Origin of the sequence: Stenotrophomonas sp. As-7, from assembly GCF_030291015.1 — a bacterium.
Taxonomy (GTDB): Bacteria; Pseudomonadota; Gammaproteobacteria; order Xanthomonadales; family Xanthomonadaceae; genus Stenotrophomonas; species Stenotrophomonas lactitubi.
This window is the reverse complement of record NZ_CP127405.1, coordinates 1227365-1252267: the sequence shown is the minus strand read 5'-3', so window position 1 is coordinate 1252267 and position 24903 is coordinate 1227365. Positions and strand designations below refer to the sequence as shown.

The window sequence follows — 24903 nt, the reverse complement described above, 5'->3', positions numbered from 1 at the left end:
TTAAGAATTATTTACATTTGCGTCCTGCGCAGTGGCCGCGCCGCTCCCAGATGGACCTGATGTGCCCGAAGCCGCCGCCCGGGTGCTGGACGACTGTTGCCGCCCCTTCCCCGTCTTCACGCTTCGAGCCCGCCATGTCCCTGACTCTCCGTACCCGCCTGCCACGCCGTGCGCTGCTGCCGGCTGCCCTGTTGTCCTCCCTCGCCGTGGCTGCACCGTCGGCGTTTGCCGATGTCGCTGCCGATGCGTCCGACGCCAAGACCCTGGACCGGGTGAGCGTGCGCGCCGAGCAGTCCGCGCCGCCGTCCAGCACCACCCGCCTGCCGATCACCCTGCAGGAAACGCCGCAGTCGTCCACGGTGATCGGCCTGCAGCGCCTGCAGGACGAATCGCTGTTCAGCCTCAACGACGTGATGCGCAATGTCACCGGCGTCAGCGTGTCCTTCTATGACACCCAGCGCCCGCTGTACTACGCGCGCGGCTTTGCCATCACCGATTTCCAGGTGGACGGCATCCCCACCTACAGCGGCTCGACCAACCAGGAATACGACACTGCCTTCTACGACCGGGTGGAAGTGATCCGCGGCGCCAATGGCCTGCTCAGCGGCGCCGGCGTGCCGTCGGCCACGGTGAACCTGCTGCGCAAGCGCCCGGGCAAGGAGTTCGACGCCTCGTTCTCGGTCAGTGCCGGCAGCTGGGACTACCGCCGCATGGAGGCGGACGTGACCGCGCCGCTGACCGCCGACGGCCGCTTCCGCAGCCGCGTGGTCGCCGCCTACACCGATCGCGATTTCTATTACGACCGCTACAAAGAGAACAAGATGGCCGGCATGGCCGTGCTGGAAGGCGATGTGACCGACAGCACCACGGTCACCGTCGGCTACCAGACCCAGGACAACAACCCGGTGGGTTCGACCTGGGGCACCGTGCCGTTCTTCGACAGCAAGGGCAACTTCGCGCATCTGCCGCGCTCGACCAACCTGGCACCGAAGTGGAGTTACTGGCAGCGCGAGACCAGCACGGTATTCGCCAACCTGGAACAGCGCTTCGGTGAGAACTGGCTGCTGAAGATCAACACCGCCTACACCCGTGGCAACGTGCAGAACATGCGCCTGTACGGCACCGGCAATCCCGACCCGGTGACCGGCGCGGGCATCTACCTGCGCACCGCCGCCGGCGATTCGGAAGACACCCGCCGCAACGTCGACGCCTACCTGACCGGCACCTTCAACCTGTGGGGCCAGGAGCACGACGTGACCGTGGGCGCACAGTGGGCCGACCTGGAAGGCACCACCAATACCCTGGCGCTGAACTACCCGCGCGATTGGGCGACCTGTGGCCGTGAGCGCTGCTACTACATCCCCAACGTGCACACCTGGGATGGCGACATCTCCGAAGTGACGTACACCCTTACCGGCGCACGCCGCGTGTCCAAGACCACGCAGAGCGGTTTCTACCTGGCCACCCGCCTGCGCCTGGCCGACCCGCTGGCGCTGATCGCCGGCGCACGCCTGAGCCGCTGGCAGACCCAGACCCGCGCCTACAACGCCGCCGGCGCCTACACCGCCACCAGCGGCGCGTACAAGGTGAGCGATGAAGTGACCCCGTACGTGGGCCTGGTGTACGACATCACCCCGAACGTGGCGGCCTATGCCAGCTACACCGAGATCTTCAACCCGCAGAACTACAAGGACCGCAACGAGAACCTGCTGGCGCCAGTGCAGGGCTCCAACCTGGAAGCGGGCCTGAAAACGCAGTGGTTTGATGGCCGTTTGACCGCCAACGCGGCGATCTTCGAAGCCAAGCAGGACAACTACGCGGTGCGTGACATGGGCGTGCCGGAAGGTTCGCTCAGCGACGGCAGCTCGGCCTACATCGGCGTCAACGGCACCAAGGCGCGTGGCTGGGAAGTGGACGTCAACGGCGAGATCCTGCCGGGCTGGACGGTCAATGCCGGCTATACCCACGTCAAGGTGACCCGCGCGGCCACCGACCTGCTGTACGCCAATCCGGCCGAGAATCTGCTGCAGCTCAATACCCAGCTGCAGCTGCGCGGCGCGCTGGAGCGCCTGAGCATCGGCGGTGGCGTGCAGTGGCAGAGCAAGGTGCAGGGCTACAACATCCCCTACCCGGTGGGTGTGGGCACCACGGTGACGGTGAACCAGCCGGCGTATGCGCTGGTGCAGTTCAACGCCAACTACCGCATCAGCGACAACTGGACGGCGACGCTGAGCGTGCGCAACGCGCTGGACAAGACCTACTGGGCCAACCTGGACTACAACAACTACGGCGAACCGCGCTTCGTGGCGGCCAGCCTGCGCTGGAAGTTCTGAGGCGCGCAGCGGAAACGGTGGGTGCCGACCGTTGGTCGGCCGACGCTCCGCCACGACCAACGGTCGTGGCCCACCTGAATGGGCCCGCCTCCGCGCGGGCCTTTTCTTTGCTGCGCTGCGGGTTGCACATGCCTTCATAATTATGGCGTAATTATTCCAACGCCATTCGGAAGTCCGTCGATGAACCCGAGCTGGGACACGCTGGAGCGGGGCCGCCAGGCGCGGCTGGAGCGCGCCGCGCCATGGGCCAAGGGCCACGAGGTGGCGGCCGGCGACATCGCCGATCTGCTGCACGCGCTGCTGGAGCCGGGCGACAAGGTCTGCCTGGAAGGCAACAACCAGAAGCAGGCCGACTTCCTCGCCCAGGCGCTGGCCGACCTCGATCCGGCAAGGGTGCATGACCTGCACATGGTGCAGTCGGTGCTGTCGCTGCCCTCGCACCTGGATGTGTTCGAGCGCGGCATCGCCTCCAAACTGGACTTCTCCTTCTCCGGGCCGCAGTCGGTGCGGCTGGCCAACCTGGTGGCCGAGGGCCGCATCCAGATCGGCGCCATCCACACCTACCTGGAACTGTTCGGCCGCTACTTCATCGACCTCACCCCGCGCGTGGCACTGGTCGCGGCGCAGGCCGCCGACCGCCACGGCAATCTCTACACCGGCCCCAACACCGAAGACACGCCGGTGATCGTGGAGGCCACCGCATTCGGTGGCGGCATCGTCATCGCCCAGGTCAACGAGATCGTCGACACCCTCCCCCGCGTCGACATTCCTGCCGACTGGGTCAACTTCGTGGTGCAGGCGCCGCGCCCGAACCACATCGAACCGCTGTTCACCCGCGACCCGGCGCAGATTTCCGAGATCCAGGTGCTGATGGCGATGATGGCGATCAAGGGCATCTACGCCGAGTACGGGGTGAACCGCCTCAACCACGGCATCGGTTTCGATACCGCGGCGATCGAACTGCTGCTGCCGACCTATGCCGAATCGTTGGGGCTGAAAGGCAAGATCTGCCAGCACTGGGCGCTCAATCCGCACCCGGCGCTGATTCCAGCCATCGAATCGGGCTTCGTCAAATCAGTGCACTCGTTCGGCTCGGAACTGGGCATGGAGAAGTACATCGCCGCGCGCGGGGATGTGTTCTTCACCGGCGCCGACGGTTCGATGCGCTCCAACCGCGCGTTCTCGCAGACTGCAGGACTGTATGCCTGCGACATGTTCATCGGCTCCACGTTGCAGATCGACCTGCAGGGCAACAGTTCCACCGCCACCCGCGACCGTATCGCCGGCTTCGGTGGCGCGCCCAACATGGGCTCGGACGCACGCGGCCGCCGCCACGCCAGCGACGCCTGGCTCAAGGCCGGCCAGCAGGCCGCGCGGCCGGGCGAAATGCCGCGTGGGCGCAAGCTGGTGGTGCAGATGGTGGAAACCTTCCGCGAGCACATGGCGCCGGCCTTCGTCGACCGCCTCGATGCCTGGGAGCTGGCCGAACGCGCGGCCATGCCGCTGCCGCCGGTGATGATCTACGGCGACGACGTCAGCCATGTGCTGACCGAGGAAGGCATCGCCAACCTGCTGCTGTGCCGCAGCCCGGAAGAACGCGAGCAGGCGATCCGCGGCGTGGCCGGCTACACCGCCGTCGGCAGGGGCCGCGATCGCGCGATGGTGGAAAACCTGCGCGACCGTGGAGTGATCCGGCGCCCGGGCGATCTCGGCATCAACGTGCGCGATGCCAGCCGCGATCTTCTTGCCGCGCGTTCGGTGAAAGACCTGGTGCGCTGGTCCGGCGGTCTGTACGACCCGCCCAAGCGCTTCCGCAACTGGTAAGGGGCACGCCATGGAAACCCTCGACTATCGATTCGACGGCACGACGCCTGTGCGCTTCCCCACCGATGCCGTGCTGGTGGGCGTACTGGCCTCGGGCAACCTGGAAATCCTGCTGGAACCGGCCGACCTGGACGGTGCGATGACGGTGCGCATCATCACCGCCGCGCGTGGCTTCGGCACGGTATGGCAGGCGGTGATCGCCGACTTCGCCCAGCGTCACCCCCTGCGCGATGTACGCGTGTCGATCAACGATGCCGGCGCCACACCGGCCGTGGTCAGCCTGCGCCTGGACCAGGCGGTTGAGACCCTGCATGCCGGAGGCAAGCCATGACGCACGCACAGCGCAACAGCTATTACGAAGCCGATGCCCGCGCGCGCATCGCCGGGCTGCTCGATGCGGGATCGTTCCGCGAATCTCTCGGTCCGGCCCAGCGCGCCATCAGCCCGCACCTGGCGCAGCTCGACCAACCAGCCGCCTTCGACGATGGCATCGTCGTCGGCGAGGGACGCCTGCGCGATAAACACGTGCTGGTGGCCGCGCAGCAGGGTGAATTCATGGGCGGCGGCGTGGGCGAGGTGCATGGCGCCAAGCTGACCGGCCTGCTGCGCCGCGCGGCAACCACCCATCCCGATGGCGTGCTGCTGCTGCTCGATACCGGTGGTGTGCGCCTGCACGAAGCCAACGCCGGCCTGATCGCCATCTCCGAAATCATGCGCGCCACCTTGGGTGCGCGTGCAGCCGGTGTACCGGTAGTGGCGCTGATCGGCAGTGGCAACGGCGCCTTCGGCGGCATGGGCATCGTCGCCCGCTGCTGCAGCACGGTGATCATGTCCGAGGAGGGACGGCTGTCGCTGTCCGGCCCAGAGGTGATCGAGACCGTGCGCGGCGTGGAGGAATTCGATTCGCGCGACCGCGCACTGGTGTGGCGGGTGACCGGTGGCAAGCACCGCTACCTGATCGACCAGGCGCAGGTACTGGTGCCCGATGCGATCGGCGCGTTTGCGCAGGCGGCCTTTGATGCGCTGCAGCTGGACACCGCCAGCGCCGACACCGACGCAGCGCTGGCCGCGCTGCAGGCACGCCACGCCACATTGAAAGCGCGCGTGGAAGCATGGGGCGACTGCAACGATGGACTGCAGATCTGGGCGCGCCAGGGCATTGCAGATCCAGAACGCCTGGCGCTGCTGGAAACCGATGCCTTCCTTGCCGCCACCGCGCACCGGAGCCTGCCATGAGCATGCCATTGACTACACTGCTGGACGCGCTGTTCCCGCGTGGCCACGCAATCACGGTGAACGATTCGGTACTGACCGGAACAGCGACCACCGACGACGGCGAGGTGACCGTGATCGGCACCACCGACAAGATCGAAGTGGGCGTTGACCATGCGCTGGTGCTGGCCGACACCGTGCTGGCCAGCACCGCTGCACATCCGCAGCGTCCGATCGTGATGCTGGTCGATACCGCCGGCCAGCGCCTGGCGCGCCGCGATGAACTGCTGGGCATCAACGGCTACTTCGCCCACCTCGCACAGACCCTGGACCTGGCCCGCCGTCGTGGTGCGCGCCTGGTCACGCTGGTCTACGGCGAATCGGTCAGCGGTGGCTTCCTGTCGTTCGGGTTGATGGCTGACCACATCCATGCCCTGCCCGATGCACAGGTGTGGGTGATGGACCTGCGCGCGATGGCAAGGGTGACCAAGCAGCCGCTGGAAAAACTGCAGGCGCTGAGCCTGACCTCGCCTGTGTTCGCGCCGGGCGTGGAGAACTACGTGGCGATGGGCGCAGTGCAATCGCTGTGGGATGGCGACCTGGCGCGTCACCTGCTGGAAGCACTGCGCGCACCCGCCGACGGTGACCATCGCGCCGCGCTTGGCGCCGAACGGGGTGGCCGTACATTGGCTGCGCGGGTGGCCACTGCAGTGAGCCAGGGCAATGCCTGAGCGACCCGCCCGGCATACGCTGGTCTGGCTGTCGGTCGATGCCGATTGGCGGGCCGACGTGCCCACGCACGAGCCGCGCCTTGCCGCGTGGCTGGCGCACGGCTTCCCTGCCGTAGTGGCACGTCGTGCGGCGGATGATCCCGATCCGCGCCTGCGACTGGGCGTTCCACTGCCACCGGCCGAAGGCAAGCAGAGGCTGTCGTTGCGCGTACCGCTGCACGACGTCGCTCGCATGCACGCACCGCCGGCATTGAGTGAGCTGCTGGCGGCAGGCGACGCCGTGGTTCCGCAGGCGTGGCAGCAATCGCTTCACGACCTGCAGGCACTGGCCCCGGCCCGTGTGTTCGGCGCCTTCGCCTGGCAATGGCTGACCGCCCTGCCCTACGTGCATGAGCGTTCGGACACCGACCTGCTGTGGCAGGTGACCGACGCCGCGCAGGCCGAAGCGCTGATCGCGCAGTTGCTGGCATGGGAGAGCCGCCATCCGCATCGCCTTGATGGCGAGCTGTGCCTGCCCGATGGTGGCGCGGTGAACTGGCGCGAACTTGCCGGCCGCAGTCGCCAGGTGTTGGTGAAGCGCTTGGACGGAGCCGCATTGGAAGCGCGCGATACGCTGTTCGCCACGCGCGAGGCGATCGCATGATTGCCGCCCGCAAGCAGTTGCCCGCACACGGCACGATGGTCGACAGCGCACGCCTGGGACGGCTGGCCATTGCCAGCCTGCACACCGAGCTGGCCTGCGCCCCGAAACCGGGCCTGGTCACGCCGTTCAACAGTGGCAGCCATGACGACATGGATGCCAGCACCTTCCTGCGCAGCCTGTTCGCCCTGCGCCACTACTTCACTGCGGTGGCCAGGGCCGGTGCCGCGGGTGCCCCCTTCACGGTGCTGCGCGATCACGGCATTGCCGCCGAAACGGCCATGCTGGCCGCCACCGCCGGTATCAACACCCATCGCGGCGCGATCTTCAGCCTTGGCCTGCTGGTGGCCGCCGCTGCTGAGCGCAGACGCGTGCATGGCCATGCTGTATCCGGTGCACAGGTGTGTCTGGCGGTCCAGCAGTGGAACGACGCGCTCATCGCGGCGCCACTGGACCCGCACAGCCCGGGACAGCGCGCGCGTGCACGCCATGGGGTCAGCGGCGTACGCGAGCAGGCTGCCGCCGGCTACCCGGTACTGCGCGAGCTGGCCCTGCCGACCCTGCGCCATGCGCTGCACAGCGGCCTGCCGCGCGACGCCGCGCTGTGCCATACGCTGATGCAGCTGATGGCGCAGGTGGACGATCTGAACCTGCTGCACCGTGGTGGCGCCGAGGGCCTGCGTTGGGCGCAACAACAGGCAACCACCTTCCTTTCCTCGGGCGGCGCCTTCGCGCCGGACTGGCGCATGCGCCTGCAGTCCATGGGCGATGCGTTCGTGACGCGTCGGCTCAGCCCGGGTGGCAGTGCCGATCTGCTGGCCTGCGCCTGGTTCCTGCTGCAGCAGGAGGGCGTATGAGCCTGGCCCTGCTCTGCCCCGGACAGGGTGCGCAGCATCCGGCTATGTTCGACCGCGTGCGTGGCATCGCCGCTGCACGCGCGGTACTGGACGCGGCGGGTGATGTGCTGGGACGCGACGTGTTCGCTGCCGCAGCCGCCGACGACCGCTTCGACAACACACAGGCGCAACCGCTGCTGTGCGCCGCCAGCATCGCGCAATGGCATGTCCTGCGCGACGCCCTGCCGAGCCCGATCGTGCTGGCCGGGTACAGCATCGGCGAACTGGCGGCGCACGCCATTGCTGGCAGTTTCGATGCCAGCACCTGCCTTTCGCTGTCGGCCCAGCGCGCGCGCCTGATGGATGCTGCCAGTCCCGCCGGTGCGGGCATGCAGGCCATCCTCGGCCTGGATCGACAGACGCTGCAGCCGCTGTGCGACACGTACGGCGCGCACGTGGCCATCGCCAACGGCGCAGATCACTTCATCGTTGGCAGCACGCAGCAGGCACTGAATGCGCTGACCGCTGCCGCGCACGCGCAGGGCGCGGAGGTGCGCCCGTTGCCGGTGCATGTGCCGGCGCACACGCCACTGCTGTCGGCGGCAGTCGCACCGTTTGCCGCGGCGCTGCAGGCGACCACCCTGCATGCCCCTCGCCTGCCACTGCTGGCCGGCATCGATGCACGGCCGGTGCGCGACACCACGACGACGGTGCATACGCTGTCCGCACAGCTGGCGCAGACCATCGAATGGGCACAGGTGATGCGCCAGGCCTTCGAGCGCGGCGCGCGCGTGTTCCTGCAGCTGGGCCCGGGCAACGCGCTGGCACGCATGATCGCCCCGGCCTATCCGTGCTGCGAGGTGCGCGCGATCGAGGAATTCCAGAGCCTGGACGGCGCGGCGGCGTGGGTCCGCAGCGCGCTGCAGCGGCTGCAGTAGCGGGGTTGAGCGGTAGCGGGTTTGAGCAGTACGTAACGCGCAGTACGTAACAGGCCATACCCGGGGATGGCGGGCTTCCATCCGTGCAGTACGCGAATCAGGTGTCTGGGAGGGCGCATGACTCCACAAATTGCAACGATCATCGGTCTGGTGATCATGTTCATCGTCGCCACTGCGATGCCGATCAACATGGGTGCCGTCGCCTTCGCGCTGGCCTTCATCATCGGTGGTCTCTGGGTCGACATGGGGGGCAAGGAAGTCCTCGCTGGCTTCCCGGGCGACCTGTTCCTGACCCTGGTCGGCATCACCTACCTGTTCGCGATCGCGCAGAAGAACGGCACCATCGACCTGCTGGTGCACTGGGCGGTGAAAGCAGTGCGCGGCCATATCGTGGCCATTCCGTGGGTGATGTTCGTGATCACCGCCGTGCTGACCGCCTTCGGCGCGCTGGGCCCGGCCGCAGTGGCGATCATCGGCCCGGTCGCACTGCGCTTTGCCAAGCAGTACCACATCAACCCGCTGATGATGGGCCTGCTGGTGATCCATGGCGCGCAGGCGGGTGGCTTCTCGCCGATCAGCGTGTACGGCAGCATCACCAATGGCGTGGTGCAGAAGGCCGGGCTGGAAGTCACCGAGATGGCCGTGTTCCTGACCAGCCTCGGCTTCAACTTCATGATGGCCACGATCTGCTTCTTCGCCTTCGGCGGCATCGCGCTGCTGCGTCGCGGCTCAATCACTGCTGCGGGCACCGTCGGCACCGCGGAACTGGCGATGGCCGGTGGTCCGCAGGCCTCGTCGCGTCAGTTCGCCATCGAAGGCCACGGCGCGCTGGTCGCGGCCGGTGGTGGCACCCTGTCCAACGATCCGGTGGCACTGGATGCGGTGGGCCTGACCCGCGAGCGGTTGTTCACCCTGATCGGCCTGCTCGGCCTGGGCGTGGCCGCGCTGATCTACAACCTCAACGTCGGTCTGGTCTCGATCACCGTTGCGGTGGTGCTGGCACTGCTGTCGCCGCAGAGCCAAAAGGGTGCGGTGGATGGCATCAGCTGGTCCACCGTCCTGCTGATCTGCGGCGTGGTCACCTACATCGGTGTGCTGGAACATGCCGGTGCCGTGGACTTCATCGGCCACGGTGTTTCCAGCATCGGCATCCCGCTGCTGGGCGCACTGCTGGTCTGCTACGTGGGTGGCATCGTCTCCGCGTTCGCCTCGTCGGCAGCAGTGCTGGGTGCCACCATTCCGCTGGCCGTGCCGTTCCTGATGCAGGGCCATCTCAGCGCCGCTGGCGTGATCTGTGCGTTGGCCGTGTCCTCCACCATCGTCGATGTCAGTCCGTTCTCGACCAACGGCGCACTGGTGGTGGCTTCGGCCGCAAAGGAAGAGCGCGAAACGCTGTTCCGCCGCTTCCTGGTCTACAGCGGCCTGGTGGTGGCATTCGGCCCACTGCTGGCCTGGCTGGTGTTCGTGGTGCCGGGCTGGATGTAACCAGCCAACGGTAGTGCCGGCCGCTGGCCGGCAATCTCATGAAGCCATCCAGCGATCATGGGTTGCCCGCCAGCGGCCGGCTCTACCTGGCGTTACACTTTCCGCATGGCCATCGCTCCCGCTCCGCGTACTCCGAAGAAGCGCGCCCCTCTGTACGAAGAGGTGGCCGAACACGTGCGCGAGCGGATCTACGACTACCGCCTGCCCCCGGGCGAGTGGATCGACGAGCCGGCGTTGTGCGAGGAACTGGGCATCAGCCGCACGCCGCTGCGTGAAGCGCTGAAGCTGCTCGCCGCCGAAGGCCTGGTGCAGATCGATGCCGGACGAGGCGCGCGGGTCACCCGGCTCACGCTGGAAGACCTCAACCAGCTGTTCCCGGTGATGGCGATGCTGGAAGGCCGCTGTGCGCATGAAGCGGTCAAGCACATCGACGACGCCGGCGTGCAGCAGCTGGAAGAACTGCACGCGGCGATGGAAACGGCCGCCGCAGACGGCAACATCGCCGAGTACTACCGCAACAACTACCTCATCCACGAGACGGTGCAGCATTACGCCGGCAATCCGTGGCTGATCCGCATCACCCACGACCTGCACCGCATCCTGAAGATGCATCGCGGGCGCCAGCTGCTGGCCCCGGGGCGCACCGCACAGTCGCTGGCCGAACACCGCGAACTGATGGAGTGCTTCCGCCAGCGCGATGCCGCGGCCGCCGAACGCACGATGGAACGGCATCTGCTCAGCCAGGGCCAGGCCTTGGCCGCGTATGTGGCCAGCGGCGGATTGTTGAACGTGCCCGCGCCGTTGCCGACCGAAGGCGGAAGCTGAGTTCATGGGGTTGCCGGCCAGCGGCCGGCACTCCCCCCGCGAGGCCAAGCCACGGTAGTGCCGGCCGCTGGCCGGCAACCTGGAACCTCGCGTCAATCACCGCCGCCGCAGCTGCCGCCGTCACCACCGCCACCGCTGTCGCCGCTGCCGCAGTCCGAGCTGCTGTAGCTGTGGTGGCTGTTGCTGTCTCCGGAATAGCCGCCGGAGAAATCGGCGGGCCCACTGCCACTGCCATCGCCCCGTGCGGGTGAGCCATCGGCAGTAGCCATTGCCATGCATACGATCGCGCCGACCAGCGGCATCAGCCACACCACCAGCAGCTGCCCGGCGCGGCTGCTGACGGGAAGGTCGTCGCGCCCCAGCACCACGAAGCTGGCCACCAGGTTCAGCCCCAGCACCAGGGCAATCAGGACGAGGGTCACAGCCAGCATGGCGCAGCTCCTTGTATTGGGATCTTCAGGGTGACGCCATCAGCGCCTGGATCCGGCCGCGTTCCTGCAGCGGCCATTGGAAATCAACCGGGTATACGGGTTGGTGGCCATCACGCTTGAGCAGGAAGATCCATTCCCGCCCCGTTTCGCGATCGCGGGCCGCCGCCAGGGAATCGTGCCACATGGTCCACAAGGGCACCCGCAGAGTCCCGCGCAGCCCACCCTTCTGCGGTCGCAGGACCTCATTGACCTGAAGCACCAGATGGATCTGGTTGCCCAGACCCGGTCCGGTGAGCGCCTTGACGTCGGTCACTGGCCGGCCAGCACCGTCGACCATCTCCACCCCCAGCACCTTGGCTACAACGATTTCCTCGGCCTCTGCCACCAGCGCCTGCAATGGTCTGGGCGCCACGGACGTTGCCGATGCCGGCGATGCTCCAGCCAGATACCCCAACGCCAGCCCCCCGACAAGCAACAGCGGTCGTAACGTCATCGGCTCTCTCTCCGTCCTTGGGCCCGCAGACGATACCACCGCCGCCGGTTGGCCCTGCCTGTCATGAAGATGGGACAATGTAGGGCGCGCCGGCCTGCCCTCGGGGCCGCCGGCCCCCCTGCACCACACGGAAGAAGAAGAACAACAACATGCTGAAAGTCATTTTCGATACCGACCCGGGCGTCGACGACGCGCTGGCGCTGCTGTACCTGCACAAGCATCCGCAGATCGACCTGATCGGCGTCACCACCACCTTCGGCAATGCCTCGGTGGAGTCGACCACCCACAACGCGCTGTACCTGAAGCAGGCCTGGGGCCTGTCCGCGCCGATCGCGCGCGGCGCTGAAGGCCCGCTGCAGCCCGAAGCCACCCCGGAAGCCTGGCCGGTGCACATCCATGGCCACAACGGCCTGGGCAACCACCCGGTGCCGGAGGCCCTGGATGTGGCCGCCGACAGCCGCCCGGCCCACCAGCTGATCATCGACCTGGTGCGCGCCCATCCGGGCGAAGTGACCCTGGTGGCGGTCGGCCGCATGACCAACCTGGCGCTGGCCCTGCAGCAGGCACCGGACATCGCCGGTCTGGTGCGCGGCGTTGTGCTGATGGGCGGTGCGTTCCACGTCAACGGCAACATCACTCCGGCGGCCGAAGCCAACATCTGGGGCGACGCCGAAGCGGCCGACATCGTGTTCACTGCCCATTGGCCGGTGACCGCGATCGGCCTGGACGTGACCACCCGCGTGGAAATGGACCGTGACGGCCTGGACAAACTGGCCGCCATCGGTGGCGCCGATGCCGAACTGGTCCGCGCCCTGTCGCAGGACTACGTCGACTTCTATCTGCAGGCCGGCCACAAGGGCATGGTCGTGCACGACTGCTGCGCCTGTATCGCCCTGACCCGCCCGGAGCTGTTCCAGTTCGAGCGCGCCAGCGTGCGCGTGGCCACCGACGGCGTCGCCCGCGGCATGACCATTCCCAAGCCGGAAGGCATGGGTTTCGGCCCCAGCGTGTGGGACGACCACGTGCTGCAGTCGATTGCCATTGGCGTCGATGCGGCTGCAGTACTGGCCGACATCGAGCAGACCCTGAAGGTCTAAGCGCTCACTGCCCGCCCCGGGACACGGGGCGGGTCTTCGGCACGGTCTCCGGCAGCGTCCACAGCACCGGCAGCACCAGCACCGCCACCAGCGCGATCATCGCCCCCGGCGCCGCCGCCCAGCCGCTGCGTTCCACCCACCATTGCGCCAGCCACGGCGTCGCCCCGCCGAACACCGCGGTGGCCATGGTTACCCCCAACGCCAGTCCACTGACCCGGCCCTCGCCCGGGAACTGTTCTGCCGTGGCCGGTGCCGCCACGGCACTGATGCCACCGGCCACGCAGGCCAGCACCACTGCTGCGAGCACGATGCCCAGTGGCGCGGCAGACGCCATCCAGCCGAACATCGACAACGGCAGCAGCGCCGCCAGTACCGTCAGCCCCAGCAGCAGCGGACGCCGCCCGAAGCGATCGGACAACGCGCCGCACAGCGGAGTGATTGCGATCACCGCCACCGCTGCAATGGTCGACAGCCACAGCGCATCGCCTTCGTCGTGTCCCTGCGCGTGCAGGAACGCTGGCACATAGGTGATGCCTACGTAGTAAGTGATCGACCCCAGTGCGGAAATCGCGAACGTGCGTGCCACCGCACCAGGATGGTTGCGCAGGACATGCCGCAGCGGCGTGGCCGGAATGCTGCCTTCGCGTCGCTGCCGTTCGAACTCCGGCGATTCGTGCATGCCCGAACGCGCGATCAGGATCACCAGTGCCAGCGCCGCGCCGAAGAAGAACGGGATCCGCCAGCCCCAGCTGTCCAGCTGTGGCGCAGGCAACAGCGCCACCGTGAGCGCGGAGATCGCCACTGCCAGCAACGCACCTACTTCACTGGCCGCCGAAGCCAACGACGTGACCAGGCCACGTCGTCGTACCGGTGCGCTTTCCAGCAGATAGGCGACCACGCCGGTGTATTCGCCGCCCACCGAGAATGCCATCACGCAGCGCAGGACCAACAGCAGCACGCCAGCCGTCGCGCCGGCGGTCGCGGCGGTCGGCAGCAACGCGGTGGCCAGCATGGCCGCCGCCATCAGCGCCATCGAAGCCAGCAGCATCCAGCGCCGGCCCAGGCGGTCGCCCAGGTGGCCGAAGCACAGCGCACCGAGCGGACGCATCAGATAGGACACCGCGAAGCCGGCCAGAGTGACCAGCATCGCCTCTTGGCCGCCGCCGAAGAATACCCGCGACAGCACCGTGGCGAAGTACAGGTACAGGGTGAAGTCGTACCACTCCACCACCGTGGACAGGCCGGCCACCCACATCGAGCGCTGCCGCCCCGCCGTCATTGCGTGTTTTCCTTCATCGCTGAAGGGTGTCACGGCGGCAGTGACGAAGCAGTAGATCCACGCCATGCGTGGATGCTCGCCTTCCGTGGCAATCGGGGTCGGGTCCCTTTGCTGTTCGCAAAGGGACCCGACCCCACTGTGTCACCGTGCCCGACGCAGGGTGATCAACGTGATCTCCGACGGCACGCCGATGCGCGCCGGGAATCCCGCCCACAGGCCGGCGCCGTTGCTCACGTACAGCGTCATGCCATCCACCGCATAGCGGCCGGAAACGAAGCCGCCGTTGGCACGCTTCACCAGCTGGTCCATGCCGATGATCTGGCCGCCATGGGTATGCCCGGAAAGCTGCAGCTTCACCCCGCGTGCAGCTGCTTCGCGTGCATTGCGTGGCCGATGGTCGAGGAGGATCACCGGCGCGGCCGGTTCGGCACCAGCCAGCGCGGCCTCCAGGTCGGGCAACGGCAGGCCATAGCGCGAGGCCACGGGGTCGGTCACCCCGGCAATGGTCAGCGCGGCATCACCACGACGCACCTGGGTGTGGCTGTTTTCCAGCACCTGCATGTGCAGCGCGCGGAACGCCTGCATCCATTCGCTGTATTGCGCGTAGTACTCGTGGTTGCCGGTGATGGCGATCACCCCGTCCGGCGCTCGCAGGTCCGCCAGTGGGGTGTAATCGTTGCGGCGCGCCTGCACGGTGCCGTCGATCAGGTCGCCGGTGATCACCACCAGATCCGGTTGCAGTGCATTGCTTTCCGCCACGACCTGGCGCACCCAGTCGCCGGTGAGCAGGCGGCTTGCGTGGATGTCGGTGAGCTGCAGCACGCGGTAGCCATCGAAGGCCTGCGGCAGGCCGACTATGGCCACCTCGACCTGCCGCGGCTGGGGTACGGCCATGCCCTGGCTGACACCGAAGGCACTGAGCAGCAGCGCCAGCACCGCGGCAGACGGGCGCAACGCCCTGTTGCGCAGTGCAGAAAGGCCACGCGGTGCGCGCAACAGGCGCGCAGCCAACAGGCCGGCATCCAGCACCAGCAGCGCCAGGGCCAGCAGCAGCACCGCGGTGGAGCCGGTGGCCAGCGTGGCGATGGCCATCTTCGGAATTTCCGGCGAGGCCATCGTGCCCCAGAAGCTGGCGACGATGCGCAGCTGTACGGCAATGCCGACCAGCAGCACGGACAGCACCACCTTCAACCAGACGGGCAGGCGCAGTGGCCAGAACAGGCGCCAGGCCACATACAGGCCCATCAGAAAACCAATCGTACTCAGCACTACGACAATCCAGAACGGCAAACAGGCCCGCCATGGTGACGGCAGAAGATGGCAATGGATAGAGCCGGGCTCAGGCCCGGCCCCGGCGCCATCACGCTTCGGGCAAGCGCTCCACCCGCAGCCGCGTGATGCGGCGCTTCTCCATCGCCAGCACTGTGATGCGTATACCGGCCACCTCCAGCGTGTCGTCGATGTCGGGCAGGCGCCCCAGCTGTTCCAGCACCAGTCCGGAGATGGTCATGTAGTCCGCGCTGCGCGGCAGCGACACGCCGGCCAGCCGCTGCAGGTCGTCCAGCGTCAGCGCGCCGTCGGCGTCCCAGCAGTCCTCGCCCTGCGCGACCACGCCATAGCGCTCGTCCTGGGTATCGGCCAGATCACCGGCAATGGCCGCCAGCAGGTCGTTGGCGGTCACCAGGCCTTCCACGCTGCCGTACTCGTCCACCGCCACCGCCAGCGGCACCGGGTGCTGGCGGATCAGCTCCAGGGCCTGCAACGCACTGGCGCTGGACAGCACGTACTGCGGCTCGCGCAGGTTGCCTTCCAGCTGCAGTGGCTTGCCCTGCAGCAGGTCGGCCAGCAGGTCGCGGCTCTGCACCACGCCGCGCAGGCTGTCCAGGTCACCGTCGCCCACCAGCATCCGCGTATGCGGCGACGTCACCAGCCGTGCGACCACGTCGTCGTGACCGCGCGCCATGTCGATCCACTGCACGTCGGCACGCACGGTCATCACGCTGGACACCGGGCGATCAGCCAGGCCCAGCACGCTGCGGATCATCTCGTGCTCGGCCGGCTGCAGGCGTTCTTCGGCAGTGCCGCGCTCATCGGCGTCTTCTTCATCGTGGCCATTGGCCTGGCGCGCGCCCAGCAGGCGCAGCACGGCGTCGGCGGTGCGCTGGCGGAACGGCTGGCGCTGCTCGTTGCGCTCGCGGTTGAAACGTATCCACTGGTTGAACGCTTCCACCAGGATCGAGAACGCGATGGCCGCGTACAGGTACCCCTTCGGAATCTTGTAGCCCAGGCCCTCGGCCACCAGGCTGAAACCGATCATCAGCAGGAAGCCCAGGCACAGCACCACCACGGTCGGGTGCTTGTTGACGAAGCGGGTCAGCGGCTTGCTGGCCAGCAGCATCAGCACCATCGCGATGGTCACCGCCGCATACATCACGCCGAGGTTGTCGACCATGCCGACGGCGGTGATCACCGAGTCCAGCGAGAACACCGCATCGAGCACCACGATCTGCGCCACCACCATAGCGAAGCTGGCGTAGACCTTCTTGCCATCTTCGTGATGCTCGCGGCCTTCCAGCCGCTCGTGCAGTTCCATCGTGCCCTTGAACAGCAGGAACAGACCGCCGCCCAGCAGGATCAGATCACGCCCGGAGAAGCTGTGCTCGAACAGGGTGACCAGCGGTTCGGTCAGTTTCATGATCCAGGCCAGCGCGGCCAGCAGCACCAGCCGCATCAGCAGCGCCAGTGCCAGGCCGATCACCCGCGCGCGGTCGCGCTGGTGCGGCGGCAGCTTGTCGGCCAGGATCGCGATGAACACCAGGTTGTCGATGCCGAGAACGATCTCCAGCACGACCAGGGTTGCAAGGCCCATCCATATCGAGGGGTCAGCCAACCATTCCATTTCAGGTCCGTTTCGTCAGTAAGGGGAAAGTGGTGCGGTGCAGGTGTGCGGCGAGGCGAAGTTCAATCCGCATCCTGCGCCTGCGTCGGGTCATGCCCGAGCAGGTCGCCGGGGCTGCATTGCAGTTCGCGGCAGATCGCATCGAGCGTGGAAAAGCGGATCGCACGCGCCTTGCCGGTCTTCAGGATCGACAGGTTGGCCAGGGTGATGTCGATGCGACCGGCCAGCTCGGACAGGGTCATGCCGCGTTGCTGCAGCATGCGGTCCAGAGTGATGACGATCGCCATCAGATCACACCGTCCAGATCGTCGCGCATCGCTGCGCCGACGGTGAACACCCGCGCCAGCACGAACAGCATCAGCACTGCGACCAGGCCGGTGATCGACATGCCACCGCCCACCTCCATCCAGGCGAAGTCCGGCCCCATCCAGCTGGCGTAGAGCCCGATCACGATCGACAACACCTCCATCGCCAGCATCAGCCAGGCCATGCGTTGCAGGCGCACGGCATTGGCATGGGTGAAGGGGCGTTCGTTGGCCGCAGACCGCAGCAGCCGCGCCAGGTGGCGCAGGAACACCAGGCACAGCACCAGCAGCGCGACGATGGCGGCCAGGCCCACGCAGAAGTGCAGGAACAGATGCGAACCGTGTATGGCCGCCGCCTGTGCATCGTGCACGCTGTCCAGCAGCCAGCTGCGGTCGTAGGCCACCAGCGGCACCGCCAGCAGCGCGGCCAGGATGCCCAGCCAGCACATCGCACGCACTGCCTGCACGGCGGTCTGGGCCAGGGTGAACAAGCCGCGCGCAGGAAGGGCGCGGGCAGGACGAACGGTCAAGCAGCCTCCGATGTGGAGCGGCCCTGCCGCCCCGGGGTGTATTTATCGATAAACGATATATCACATCCGGGGGCTGTTGGCTGAATCGCTTCCGCTCCGGCGCCGTTACCGGGCGGGTGCGGATGCAGGCGGCGCGGCCTGTTCGCGCATCGCTTCGCCCGGCGTGGCCGAGGCCATCGCCTGCACCCCCGCTTCGGCGGCCTGCCGGGTAACCAGCCGGAAGCGCACGCGCAGCTTGCTTTCGCCCGGTGTTGCCCAGCCGTACTGGATCGCCACCTGGTCGCCGGACAATGGACCGCGCGAGGGCAGCGAGCGGATCTGCAGCGGTTTCGGCGCGGCCTGCATCAGCCGCGCGAAGCCCTTCTGCACCACTGCCGGGTCGGCCTTCTCGGCATACACGGTACAGGTGCCATCGTCGGCCCAGCTGACCGCATAGCGGCCACTGGCCAACGGCACCATCCACGCCATGCCCGGCTGGCCCTGCAGCAACGTGGCCGCCTCGGCCGGTTGCAGCGGGGTCAGGCCGTTGGCATCCATCAGCGACTGCAGGCGCGCCGGTGCGCCGATGTGCTGCATGCAGGCGGTGTCGAACAGTTCGCTGAAGGGATCCTGCGCCGGTGCCTTCGGCGCACGCGCGGGCTGGGCCATCACCACGATCGGCAGCAGCAGGCCAGCGATCAGCCAGGGCGCAGGGCGCATCGGAACTCCAGGGAACGGAAAACAGCGGGGAGGATGGCAAAGCCGGGTGGCAGAACGCAACGGGCACGCCCGTGCTTGACATCACCCAGCCGCAGGGAGAACATAAGTTAACGAATTAGTTAACCAACCTCATGGACCGCATCTTCGAAGCCCTGGCCTCCACCGCACGCCGGCAGATCCTGGCCTACCTCAGCGCCGGCGAGCTCAGCGCGGGCGAGCTGGCCGAGCGCTTCGATTTCAGCAAGCCGGCACTGTCCAGCCACCTGCGCATCCTGGAAGACGCCGGCCTGATCGAACGCGAGAAGCGCGGCCAGTTCGTGTACTTCCGGCAGGTACCCGACCGCCTGGCCAACACGCTGTTTTCCTGGGCCGCCGAAGTCTGTCCAGTGGGTGGCCCGCTGAAGCGCGAAGCGCGCGCACGCCGCAAGACCCCTGCCCGCTGAGGAGCACTGTGATGCCCGGTTCGACCCGCACCAGCCGTTCGTTCCCGAGTATCCAGCTTCCGGCACAGGACGGCGGTGGCCCGGTGGAAGTCACCCTGATCGCGCAGCTCGGCATAGGTGCCGGCGATGCGCTGGTGAGCGATGCCAGCCAGCGCCAGCGCCACCACCCGGCCTTCATCGATGCGCTGGACGAGCCCTCGGCGCGGTTGGGTGGCATGCACCTGCAGCACGGCGATCCGTCATCGCTGTACAGCTTCGTGGTGGGTGCCGGTGGCCATCCCTTCCATCGCCATGCCGGGCCGCGCATGTTCACCGCCATCGCCGGCAGTGCAGGTGCCGAACTGCGGTTTGCCAGCGCATCCGATGGGCAGCTGGCGGACGATCCCGCACACTTCCTGCGATCACTGCGTCGGGTCCGCATCCCACCGGACTGCCTGTTCACCGTGCGCTTTGGTGGTGGCACCTGGCACCAGTTCGCCTCGAACAGTCCGGCACACCCTGCCCTGTTCGCGCTTTCGTGCCACAGCAATGAGCTGGCCGGGGCCATGAGCGAGCACGCACGCGTACAGGCACAGGCCAACGCCGCAGACATTCCCAGCCTGACCGAGGTGCTGCCTGATGCGCACTGGCCTACCGCAACCACACTGGCGGCCACGCCGTTGCTGCAGCTGTCACTGCAGGCAGCAGCACCCAGCCTGCGCGCGCGCCTGTGCGCGCAGACGCGCACGCTGCTCGGGCCGCTGCGCCGCCTCAGCCTGGAGCCACTGCGCGGATTCGTGGAACGGGCGACGCCGGCGTACCCGGTCTGCAGCAGCGCAGCGCCGACGCAGGGGTTGCTCGCCAGCGCACTGCCGCACAGTCACTACAACGACACGACCACGCTGGCGTTGCACGGCGGGCAGACCGGCCACCGCTCCGCCTCCGCCCTGCTGGCCGACGTACTGGACGGATTCCTGCGCAACCCGCCAGCCGGCGTCGGCCGCTTGATGGCCCTGCGCAATCGCCTGGTTGCGCCGCTGCGTCTGCGCACCTCCCCGCTGGGCTGTCCGGTGTCGTCACTGCTGTCCAGCGACCGCAGCCGCGTCTTCGGTGGTCGTTTCCCGGTACTGGATGCGCAGGTGGATGCGGAAGACCGGTGTGCCGAAGTGCTGCTCGGTGCAGATGACCGCCATCTGCGCTTCCGCAGCAGCGTACGCGTGCAGTTCAACGAGGACGGCCAGGTCGAAATCAGTCTGGGCTCGCGCGTGCAGACGCTCAATGCGTTCGGTCGCTTCTACATGGCGATGATCGACAGCGCGCACCGGCATTACGTGGCGCCGGCCCTGCTGCGCCGCGCAGTAGAACATGCACTGGCGCCGGAACTGGCCGCGTGGTCCGGCGAGCCTGCGCACTCCTGACCCATGCACGCAAGGCACGGGGCCCTGTGCGGGTTCCGCGATCAGACCACGATCTCGCCTTCGTCCTCGCCATCCCAGTAATGGATGCGGCTGGCGTGTACGTGGATCAGCACCAGACCCGGCGTATCCACGCCCTGTTCGAACCACCGCTCCAGGTCCTTCACCCAGTGCTGGGCCATCGTGCCGCGATCGCGGATCAGCGTTGCCCTGCCCTGCACGTGCACGAACAGCGGCGGCTTGCCCAGCAGCGACTTGCTGCCGGTCAGACCCAATGCCACGTTCGGGTCGGTGCTGATCTCGCGCACCATGTCGGTGTCTTCCATGGTGAAGAACCAGCTGTCGCCATCGTAGTCCACATCGCCGTTGTTGCTCATCGGGCGCCCGGCGATCTGACCATTGGCGTGAGTCTGCAGCATGGTGAAATCGATGCCGGCCATTTTCTTGGCCAGTTCAGGCAGGGTGAGCGTAGTCATGGGTGGTTCCTTCGACAGGTGGGCGCCCAGCGTCTGCCCACTGCGGTGACCGAGGCGTGGATGGCTGCTGCCGGTTTCTTCACGCGGTGAGCCTATGCGGCGTTCCCGCGCGCAGCGCACTCGCGCTGCAGTGACCATCCACCGTCAATGCGGATAGCGGAACACCAGATCGTCCGGATCGCTGCGCACCGCCTGCGCATCCAGCACACCGCCAAGGCGAACCGCCACGGCCTGCGAGGCGTGGTTGTCCGCTGCCATGTAGCTGACCAGGGTCGGCAGGCCACGCACCACGAACGCCCAATCACGCAGCGCCGCGGCGGCTTCGCTGGCGAAACCCTGCCCTTCCTGCCCGGCATACAGCAGCCAGCCCAGTTCCTGTTCCGGGAACAGCGGGCCATGGTTGATACCCACCTGGCCGATGCACTCGCCTGTATCGCGGCGCTCGATCATCAGCGCGCCGTGACCGAACAGATGCCAGCTGGCGAGGTCGTGACAGAACTGTCCCCATGCGGCGACCTCACCGAACGGCCCGCCCATGCCGCGCGCCCGCGGCGAGGCCAGGAACGCGGCATACACCGGGAAGTCGTCCAGGCGTTGCGCGCGCAGACGCAGGCGGGGTGTTTCCAGCAACGGGATGTCGATCATGCGTGGATCGGTCAGTACACGGCCAGGAAGCCACAGCCGCGGCGCTGTGGCTGGCCTTCAACCGTCACCTGCACGCTGGCCGATGTATCCACGCCTTCGGCATTGCGGCAGGGCTCGCGCTTGATTTCGACGATGGTCGGCTGCGTGCCCAGTTCACCGTTGAGCACCGTCAACGAACTGGGCGCACCAGCCGGTTGGCCGAGGTAGCGCAGCGTGCCTGCGCTGCTGCGGCCAGCAACGGTGAGCGTGGCATCGTGGTTGCCCTTGCCGGTGGAGGCGATCTCGATGGACCAGCCTTCACCACCGCCGGTGAAGGCCGGGACCGGGCTGGCATCCGCAGCGATCGAAGGATGACGCGGCGCATCGGCGTCCGCATCGGCTTGCGGTGCGCTGCTGGCGCAGCCAGCGAACAGGCCCGCCACCAGCGTGGCAGTCACAACGGAACGCAGGGTCATGGCGTACTCCTCCGGCTGACGAGGCTCCAGTCTAGGCAGCAGCACGTGCGCTGGCGATGAACGAGGCTATCCTCAGCGTACCGCACGCCCACCCGTAGCCACCTGCACCCGGTCGCGGCCAAGCGATTTGGCCGCGTACATGGCGGTGTCAGCGGCGCGTACCAGCGCGTGCCAGCCGATCGGGTCAAGCGTGCCCTGGGCAACACCGAAGCTGGCGGTGACCCGCAGTATCTCGCCACTGCCCAGCACGATGCCCTTGCCGCGCAGTGCCACCCGCAGCGACTCGGCCAGCTGCCGGCCACTGGCCAGATCGCCTTCGGCCAGCAGCACCAGGAATTCCTCGCCGCCATAACGGGCGACGCTGTCGTTGCGGCGCAGGTGGCTGCGCAGCAACTGCGCCACCTGCACCAGTACATCGTCGCCGGCCGCATGGCCCTGCCCATCGTTGATCGACTTGAAATGATCAACGTCCAGCAGAATCACCACCGCCTGCGTGCTTCCATCGGCATGCCGCTGTCGTACCAGCTCTTCCAGCGAGCGCCGGTTCAACAGGCCGGTCAGCTGATCGGTGTCGGCCAGCTCACGCAGCTCACGGGTCAATGCCGAGCGCTGGTGCGACTTCGCCCGCAGTACCTCGATGGCATCGAACAGGCGCTGCATTTCTGCCATCGGGTGGGTGGCATGCTGCTCGGTGCCCGGCGCATCCGAGGCGATCTGGATCACCTGCGCCTGCGCCTGCAGCAACGGCCGCAGGATCTGCACGTGGGCGATGCGCAGGGCCAGCGCAAGCAGCAGCAACGTCCCCAGCACCGTGGCGGCCAGCACGGCCAGGCGTACCGCTTCCTTGTTGCGGGTGTGCTCGAAGCGCGCGATCGAAACGCCGAGGTAGCCATCGCGCAGCGCTTCCAGTGATTGCAGGGTGGGCACGTAGCGCGCGGTGAACTCGGCCGCCGTCCAGGGCGGCGGTACCCCACGCCGCCCATCTTCGATCAGCTGTTCCACCATCGGCAGCGACTGGCCGAAGAACTGCCGGCGCGCCATGTCCCAATGCCAGGACAGCGTCGGCTCGCTGCGGAATACAGACTCGTGGCTGGCCGCCAACCGCCACAGCTCCAGCAGGCGGCCCTGGGTCTGCTGCGCAGCGCGCACCTGTGGCTCGCGCCACGCGCCGGGCACCGCCAGCGGCACCATCACGTTGGATGCCAAGCGGCCACCGTGCTCGCGCAGGTCGATCAGGATCTGCCCCTGCATGGCAGGAATCGCGGCTTCGCGATCAGCGGCGACCAGGTCGCTGATCTGCACCGACGTCAGCGCCTGCAGCCGGTCGTACACCGCGAACATGCTGTTGATCGCGTGCTCCACCTCCTCTGCCGAGCGCTCGCCTCTGGGCAGTGCGGCGACGCGGTCCACCGCAGCGCGCGCGGTCTGCAGCCGCCGCTGCGCTTCATGCAGGCGTGGTGTTTCGTCCACCACCCGCGGGTCGGTCTGGAACACGCTCTGCAGGTGCTGCGTCGCTGCGTCCACCCGCTGCCGGGCGACCACCAGCTGTGCAGCCAACCGGCGCTGCTCCTGCGCATCGGTGCTGTCGGCGCCGAGCAGGCTGTTGGCCGGTCCGCGCTCGGCCGACACCAGATTGGCCAGTTCGGAGGTCTGCCTCAGCTGCCGCAGGCTGACCAGGTTGGCCTCGGCTTCGGTATAGCGCTGCGTACCCTGCACCAGCGCAATGACCATCAGCGGCAGCGTGCACAGCACGAACAGGCCTGCGAGGATCCAGAGCCAGGTCTGCAGTCCGTTTGGCGATGCCCTGCGGCCCATCGATGTATCCCCTGGCGTGCGGATCAGTGTAGCGCTCTGCCCGGGTGAAGGCGGGTCAGATCCAGCGCTGGTCCACCAGTTCACGCTTCACGTAGGCGTAGAACACCGGCGCAGCCACCAGCCCCGGCAGGCCGAACGCCGCTTCCATCACCAGCATGGCCAGCAGCAGCTCCCAGGCGCGTGCCTGGATCTCGCCGCCGACGATGCGTGCGTTGAGGAAGTACTCCAGCTTGTGGATCACCACCAGGTACAGCAGCGCAGCCATGGCCACGTAGAACGACACCGACAGCGCGACGATGGTGATGATGGTGTTGGAGATGATGTTGCCCACCACCGGCAGCAAGCCGGCGATGAAGGTGATCAGCACCAGCGTCTTCGACAGTGGCAGGTGCACGCCGAACAGCGGCAGCACGCCCAGCAGGAAGATGGCAGTGAACACGGTGTTGAGCAGCGAGATCTTCACCTGCGCGAACACCACCTGGCGGAACGCGGTGGCCAGGCGGCTGGTACGGCCGATCAGTTCCTGCGCCAGCGGGCCCATCTTCGGCAGCGGCAGTTCGTCGTACAGCGCGATCATCGCGCCCAGCACCATGCCGATCAGTACGCGCACCCCCACCTGCACCACTGACGTGCCGGCCACGCCCAGCTGGCGCTGGTGTTCGGCGGCCCAGTCGTTGACGGCCGCACGCAGTGCCGTCAGGTCTTCGGGGATGTAGGGCTGCAGCAGGGCCGGCACCTGGTGCCGGGAGGTGTTGAGGATGTCCATCAACCGCGCCAGCAGCACGTCAGGGCCACCGGTCTCGTTGCGGAAGAACGCGGCCACGCCGATACCGGCCAGCACCAGCACGCCGATGATCACCGCCGACAGCACGATCACTGCGATCGCCCTCGCCCGCCCGGGACGCAGCTTGCCTTCCACGGTGGAGGCCAGCACATGGGTCAGCTGGAACACCAGCAGGCCCGACAGCAGGGTCACCACCAGGCCAAGCTTCAGTGCCAGCCACATGCCCAGCAGCATCATCAGCCAGGCGGCGATGCGTGCGGCGGGAGGCTTGGGCAGGGTCGGGATGACGAGCGACATCGGGGCACATCCTGGAGGGGTGGCCCATGGTAGTGGA

26 protein-coding genes are annotated in these 24903 nt (G+C 67.5%); 13 read left to right on the top strand and 13 right to left on the bottom strand.

Translation table 11 applies throughout. The annotated features are described in order from the left end of the window. Positions 1 to 134 precede the first annotated feature (134 nt). From QP457_RS05840 to QP457_RS05795, 10 genes are all read left to right on the top strand, one after another. Entirely contained in the window at positions 135 to 2333 is a 2199-nt protein-coding gene (locus tag QP457_RS05840; protein ID WP_205404976.1) for a TonB-dependent siderophore receptor, read from the top strand. Positions 2334 to 2513: 180 nt separating this feature from the next. Then, positions 2514 to 4157, top strand: a complete 1644-nt coding sequence (mdcA, locus tag QP457_RS05835; RefSeq protein ID WP_205404977.1) for a malonate decarboxylase subunit alpha — start codon at positions 2514 to 2516, stop codon at positions 4155 to 4157. 10 nt (positions 4158 to 4167) lie between these two features. Beyond that, positions 4168 to 4488 (top strand): malonate decarboxylase acyl carrier protein, encoded by a 321-nt coding sequence (gene mdcC, locus QP457_RS05830; RefSeq protein ID WP_180163907.1) that lies wholly within the window; start codon positions 4168 to 4170, stop codon positions 4486 to 4488. Continuing rightward, a complete protein-coding gene (locus tag QP457_RS05825) occupies positions 4485 to 5393 on the top strand; it encodes a biotin-independent malonate decarboxylase subunit beta (protein ID WP_205404978.1) in 909 nt (302 codons plus the stop codon). The genes mdcC and QP457_RS05825 overlap by 4 nt, the downstream gene beginning before the upstream one ends. 2 nt (positions 5394 to 5395) lie before the next feature. Next, positions 5396 to 6100, top strand: a complete 705-nt coding sequence (mdcE, locus tag QP457_RS05820) for a biotin-independent malonate decarboxylase subunit gamma (protein ID WP_205405118.1) — start codon at positions 5396 to 5398, stop codon at positions 6098 to 6100. After that, positions 6093 to 6743, top strand: a complete 651-nt coding sequence (gene mdcG, locus QP457_RS05815) for a malonate decarboxylase holo-[acyl-carrier-protein] synthase (RefSeq protein ID WP_205404979.1) — start codon at positions 6093 to 6095, stop codon at positions 6741 to 6743. The genes mdcE and mdcG overlap by 8 nt, the downstream gene beginning before the upstream one ends. Continuing rightward, a complete protein-coding gene (mdcB, locus tag QP457_RS05810) occupies positions 6740 to 7597 on the top strand; it encodes a triphosphoribosyl-dephospho-CoA synthase MdcB (protein ID WP_205404980.1) in 858 nt (285 codons plus the stop codon). The genes mdcG and mdcB overlap by 4 nt, the downstream gene beginning before the upstream one ends. Continuing rightward, positions 7594 to 8514, top strand: a complete 921-nt coding sequence (gene mdcH, locus QP457_RS05805; RefSeq protein ID WP_205404981.1) for a malonate decarboxylase subunit epsilon — start codon at positions 7594 to 7596, stop codon at positions 8512 to 8514. Before mdcB ends, mdcH begins: the two co-directional genes overlap by 4 nt. Before the next feature lie 117 nt (positions 8515 to 8631). Next, complete coding sequence (locus QP457_RS05800) at positions 8632 to 9999, top strand: SLC13 family permease (protein ID WP_205404982.1); 1368 nt, start codon at positions 8632 to 8634, stop codon at positions 9997 to 9999. A 105-nt stretch (positions 10000 to 10104) separates the two neighbouring features. Further along, complete coding sequence (locus QP457_RS05795) at positions 10105 to 10824, top strand: GntR family transcriptional regulator (RefSeq protein ID WP_099819348.1); 720 nt, start codon at positions 10105 to 10107, stop codon at positions 10822 to 10824. A 92-nt stretch (positions 10825 to 10916) separates the two neighbouring features. Here the strand turns inward: QP457_RS05795 and QP457_RS05790 are convergent, their stop codons facing one another. Both QP457_RS05790 and QP457_RS05785 read right to left on the bottom strand, forming a co-directional pair. Continuing rightward, positions 10917 to 11255, bottom strand: coding sequence for a hypothetical protein (locus QP457_RS05790; protein WP_205404983.1), 339 nt, complete (start codon positions 11253 to 11255; stop codon positions 10917 to 10919). Between the two features lie 25 nt (positions 11256 to 11280). After that, positions 11281 to 11748: a hypothetical protein gene (locus tag QP457_RS05785; RefSeq protein ID WP_286041299.1), complete on the bottom strand. Its 468-nt coding sequence runs from the start codon at positions 11746 to 11748 to the stop codon at positions 11281 to 11283. A 149-nt stretch (positions 11749 to 11897) separates the two neighbouring features. Between QP457_RS05785 and QP457_RS05780 the strand changes: the two genes are divergently transcribed. Beyond that, on the top strand, positions 11898 to 12845 hold the full coding sequence (locus QP457_RS05780; protein ID WP_205404985.1) for a nucleoside hydrolase: 948 nt from the start codon (positions 11898 to 11900) through the stop codon (positions 12843 to 12845). A gap of 4 nt (positions 12846 to 12849) precedes the next feature. Here QP457_RS05780 and QP457_RS05775 read toward each other — a convergent pair whose 3' ends face one another. The 6 genes from QP457_RS05775 to QP457_RS05750 all read right to left on the bottom strand — a co-directional run bounded on the left by QP457_RS05775 (position 12850) and on the right by QP457_RS05750 (position 18557). Next, positions 12850 to 14124, bottom strand: a complete 1275-nt coding sequence (locus tag QP457_RS05775; protein WP_205405119.1) for an MFS transporter — start codon at positions 14122 to 14124, stop codon at positions 12850 to 12852. A 141-nt stretch (positions 14125 to 14265) separates the two neighbouring features. Then, positions 14266 to 15402, bottom strand: a complete 1137-nt coding sequence (locus QP457_RS05770) for a metallophosphoesterase (RefSeq protein ID WP_205405120.1) — start codon at positions 15400 to 15402, stop codon at positions 14266 to 14268. An 82-nt stretch (positions 15403 to 15484) separates the two neighbouring features. Continuing rightward, the gene (locus QP457_RS05765; RefSeq protein WP_205404986.1) at positions 15485 to 17023 is read right to left on the bottom strand and encodes a TerC family protein; all 1539 of its coding nucleotides are present in this window, start codon (positions 17021 to 17023) and stop codon (positions 15485 to 15487) included. A 62-nt stretch (positions 17024 to 17085) separates the two neighbouring features. Further along, a complete protein-coding gene (locus QP457_RS05760) occupies positions 17086 to 17310 on the bottom strand; it encodes a helix-turn-helix transcriptional regulator (RefSeq protein ID WP_099819343.1) in 225 nt (74 codons plus the stop codon). Beyond that, positions 17310 to 17777 carry a DUF2975 domain-containing protein gene (locus tag QP457_RS05755; RefSeq protein ID WP_205405121.1) on the bottom strand — a complete coding sequence of 156 codons (468 nt, stop codon included), beginning with the start codon at positions 17775 to 17777 and terminating at the stop codon, positions 17310 to 17312. Before QP457_RS05755 ends, QP457_RS05760 begins: the two co-directional genes overlap by 1 nt. A 186-nt stretch (positions 17778 to 17963) precedes the next feature. Continuing rightward, entirely contained in the window at positions 17964 to 18557 is a 594-nt protein-coding gene (locus QP457_RS05750; RefSeq protein ID WP_205404987.1) for a hypothetical protein, read from the bottom strand. 131 nt (positions 18558 to 18688) lie between these two features. On the opposite strand from QP457_RS05750, the gene QP457_RS05745 reads away from it, so the two are divergent. Continuing rightward, entirely contained in the window at positions 18689 to 19000 is a 312-nt protein-coding gene (locus QP457_RS05745; protein WP_025873922.1) for a metalloregulator ArsR/SmtB family transcription factor, read from the top strand. 11 nt (positions 19001 to 19011) lie between these two features. Next, positions 19012 to 20397 (top strand): DUF2867 domain-containing protein, encoded by a 1386-nt coding sequence (locus QP457_RS05740; RefSeq protein WP_205404988.1) that lies wholly within the window; start codon positions 19012 to 19014, stop codon positions 20395 to 20397. A gap of 41 nt (positions 20398 to 20438) precedes the next feature. Here the strand turns inward: QP457_RS05740 and QP457_RS05735 are convergent, their stop codons facing one another. The 5 genes from QP457_RS05735 to QP457_RS05715 form a co-directional block, all read right to left on the bottom strand. Then, entirely contained in the window at positions 20439 to 20870 is a 432-nt protein-coding gene (locus QP457_RS05735) for a pyridoxamine 5'-phosphate oxidase family protein (protein ID WP_205404989.1), read from the bottom strand. Between the two features lie 144 nt (positions 20871 to 21014). After that, on the bottom strand, positions 21015 to 21515 hold the full coding sequence (locus QP457_RS05730) for a GNAT family N-acetyltransferase (protein WP_205404990.1): 501 nt from the start codon (positions 21513 to 21515) through the stop codon (positions 21015 to 21017). An 11-nt stretch (positions 21516 to 21526) separates the two neighbouring features. Further along, positions 21527 to 21970 carry a hypothetical protein gene (locus QP457_RS05725; RefSeq protein ID WP_205404991.1) on the bottom strand — a complete coding sequence of 148 codons (444 nt, stop codon included), beginning with the start codon at positions 21968 to 21970 and terminating at the stop codon, positions 21527 to 21529. Positions 21971 to 22042: 72 nt separating this feature from the next. Beyond that, positions 22043 to 23785: a GGDEF domain-containing protein gene (locus tag QP457_RS05720; RefSeq protein ID WP_205404992.1), complete on the bottom strand. Its 1743-nt coding sequence runs from the start codon at positions 23783 to 23785 to the stop codon at positions 22043 to 22045. Between the two features lie 55 nt (positions 23786 to 23840). Further along, the gene (locus QP457_RS05715) at positions 23841 to 24806 is read right to left on the bottom strand and encodes an AI-2E family transporter (protein WP_240196513.1); all 966 of its coding nucleotides are present in this window, start codon (positions 24804 to 24806) and stop codon (positions 23841 to 23843) included. Positions 24807 to 24903 lie beyond the last annotated feature (97 nt).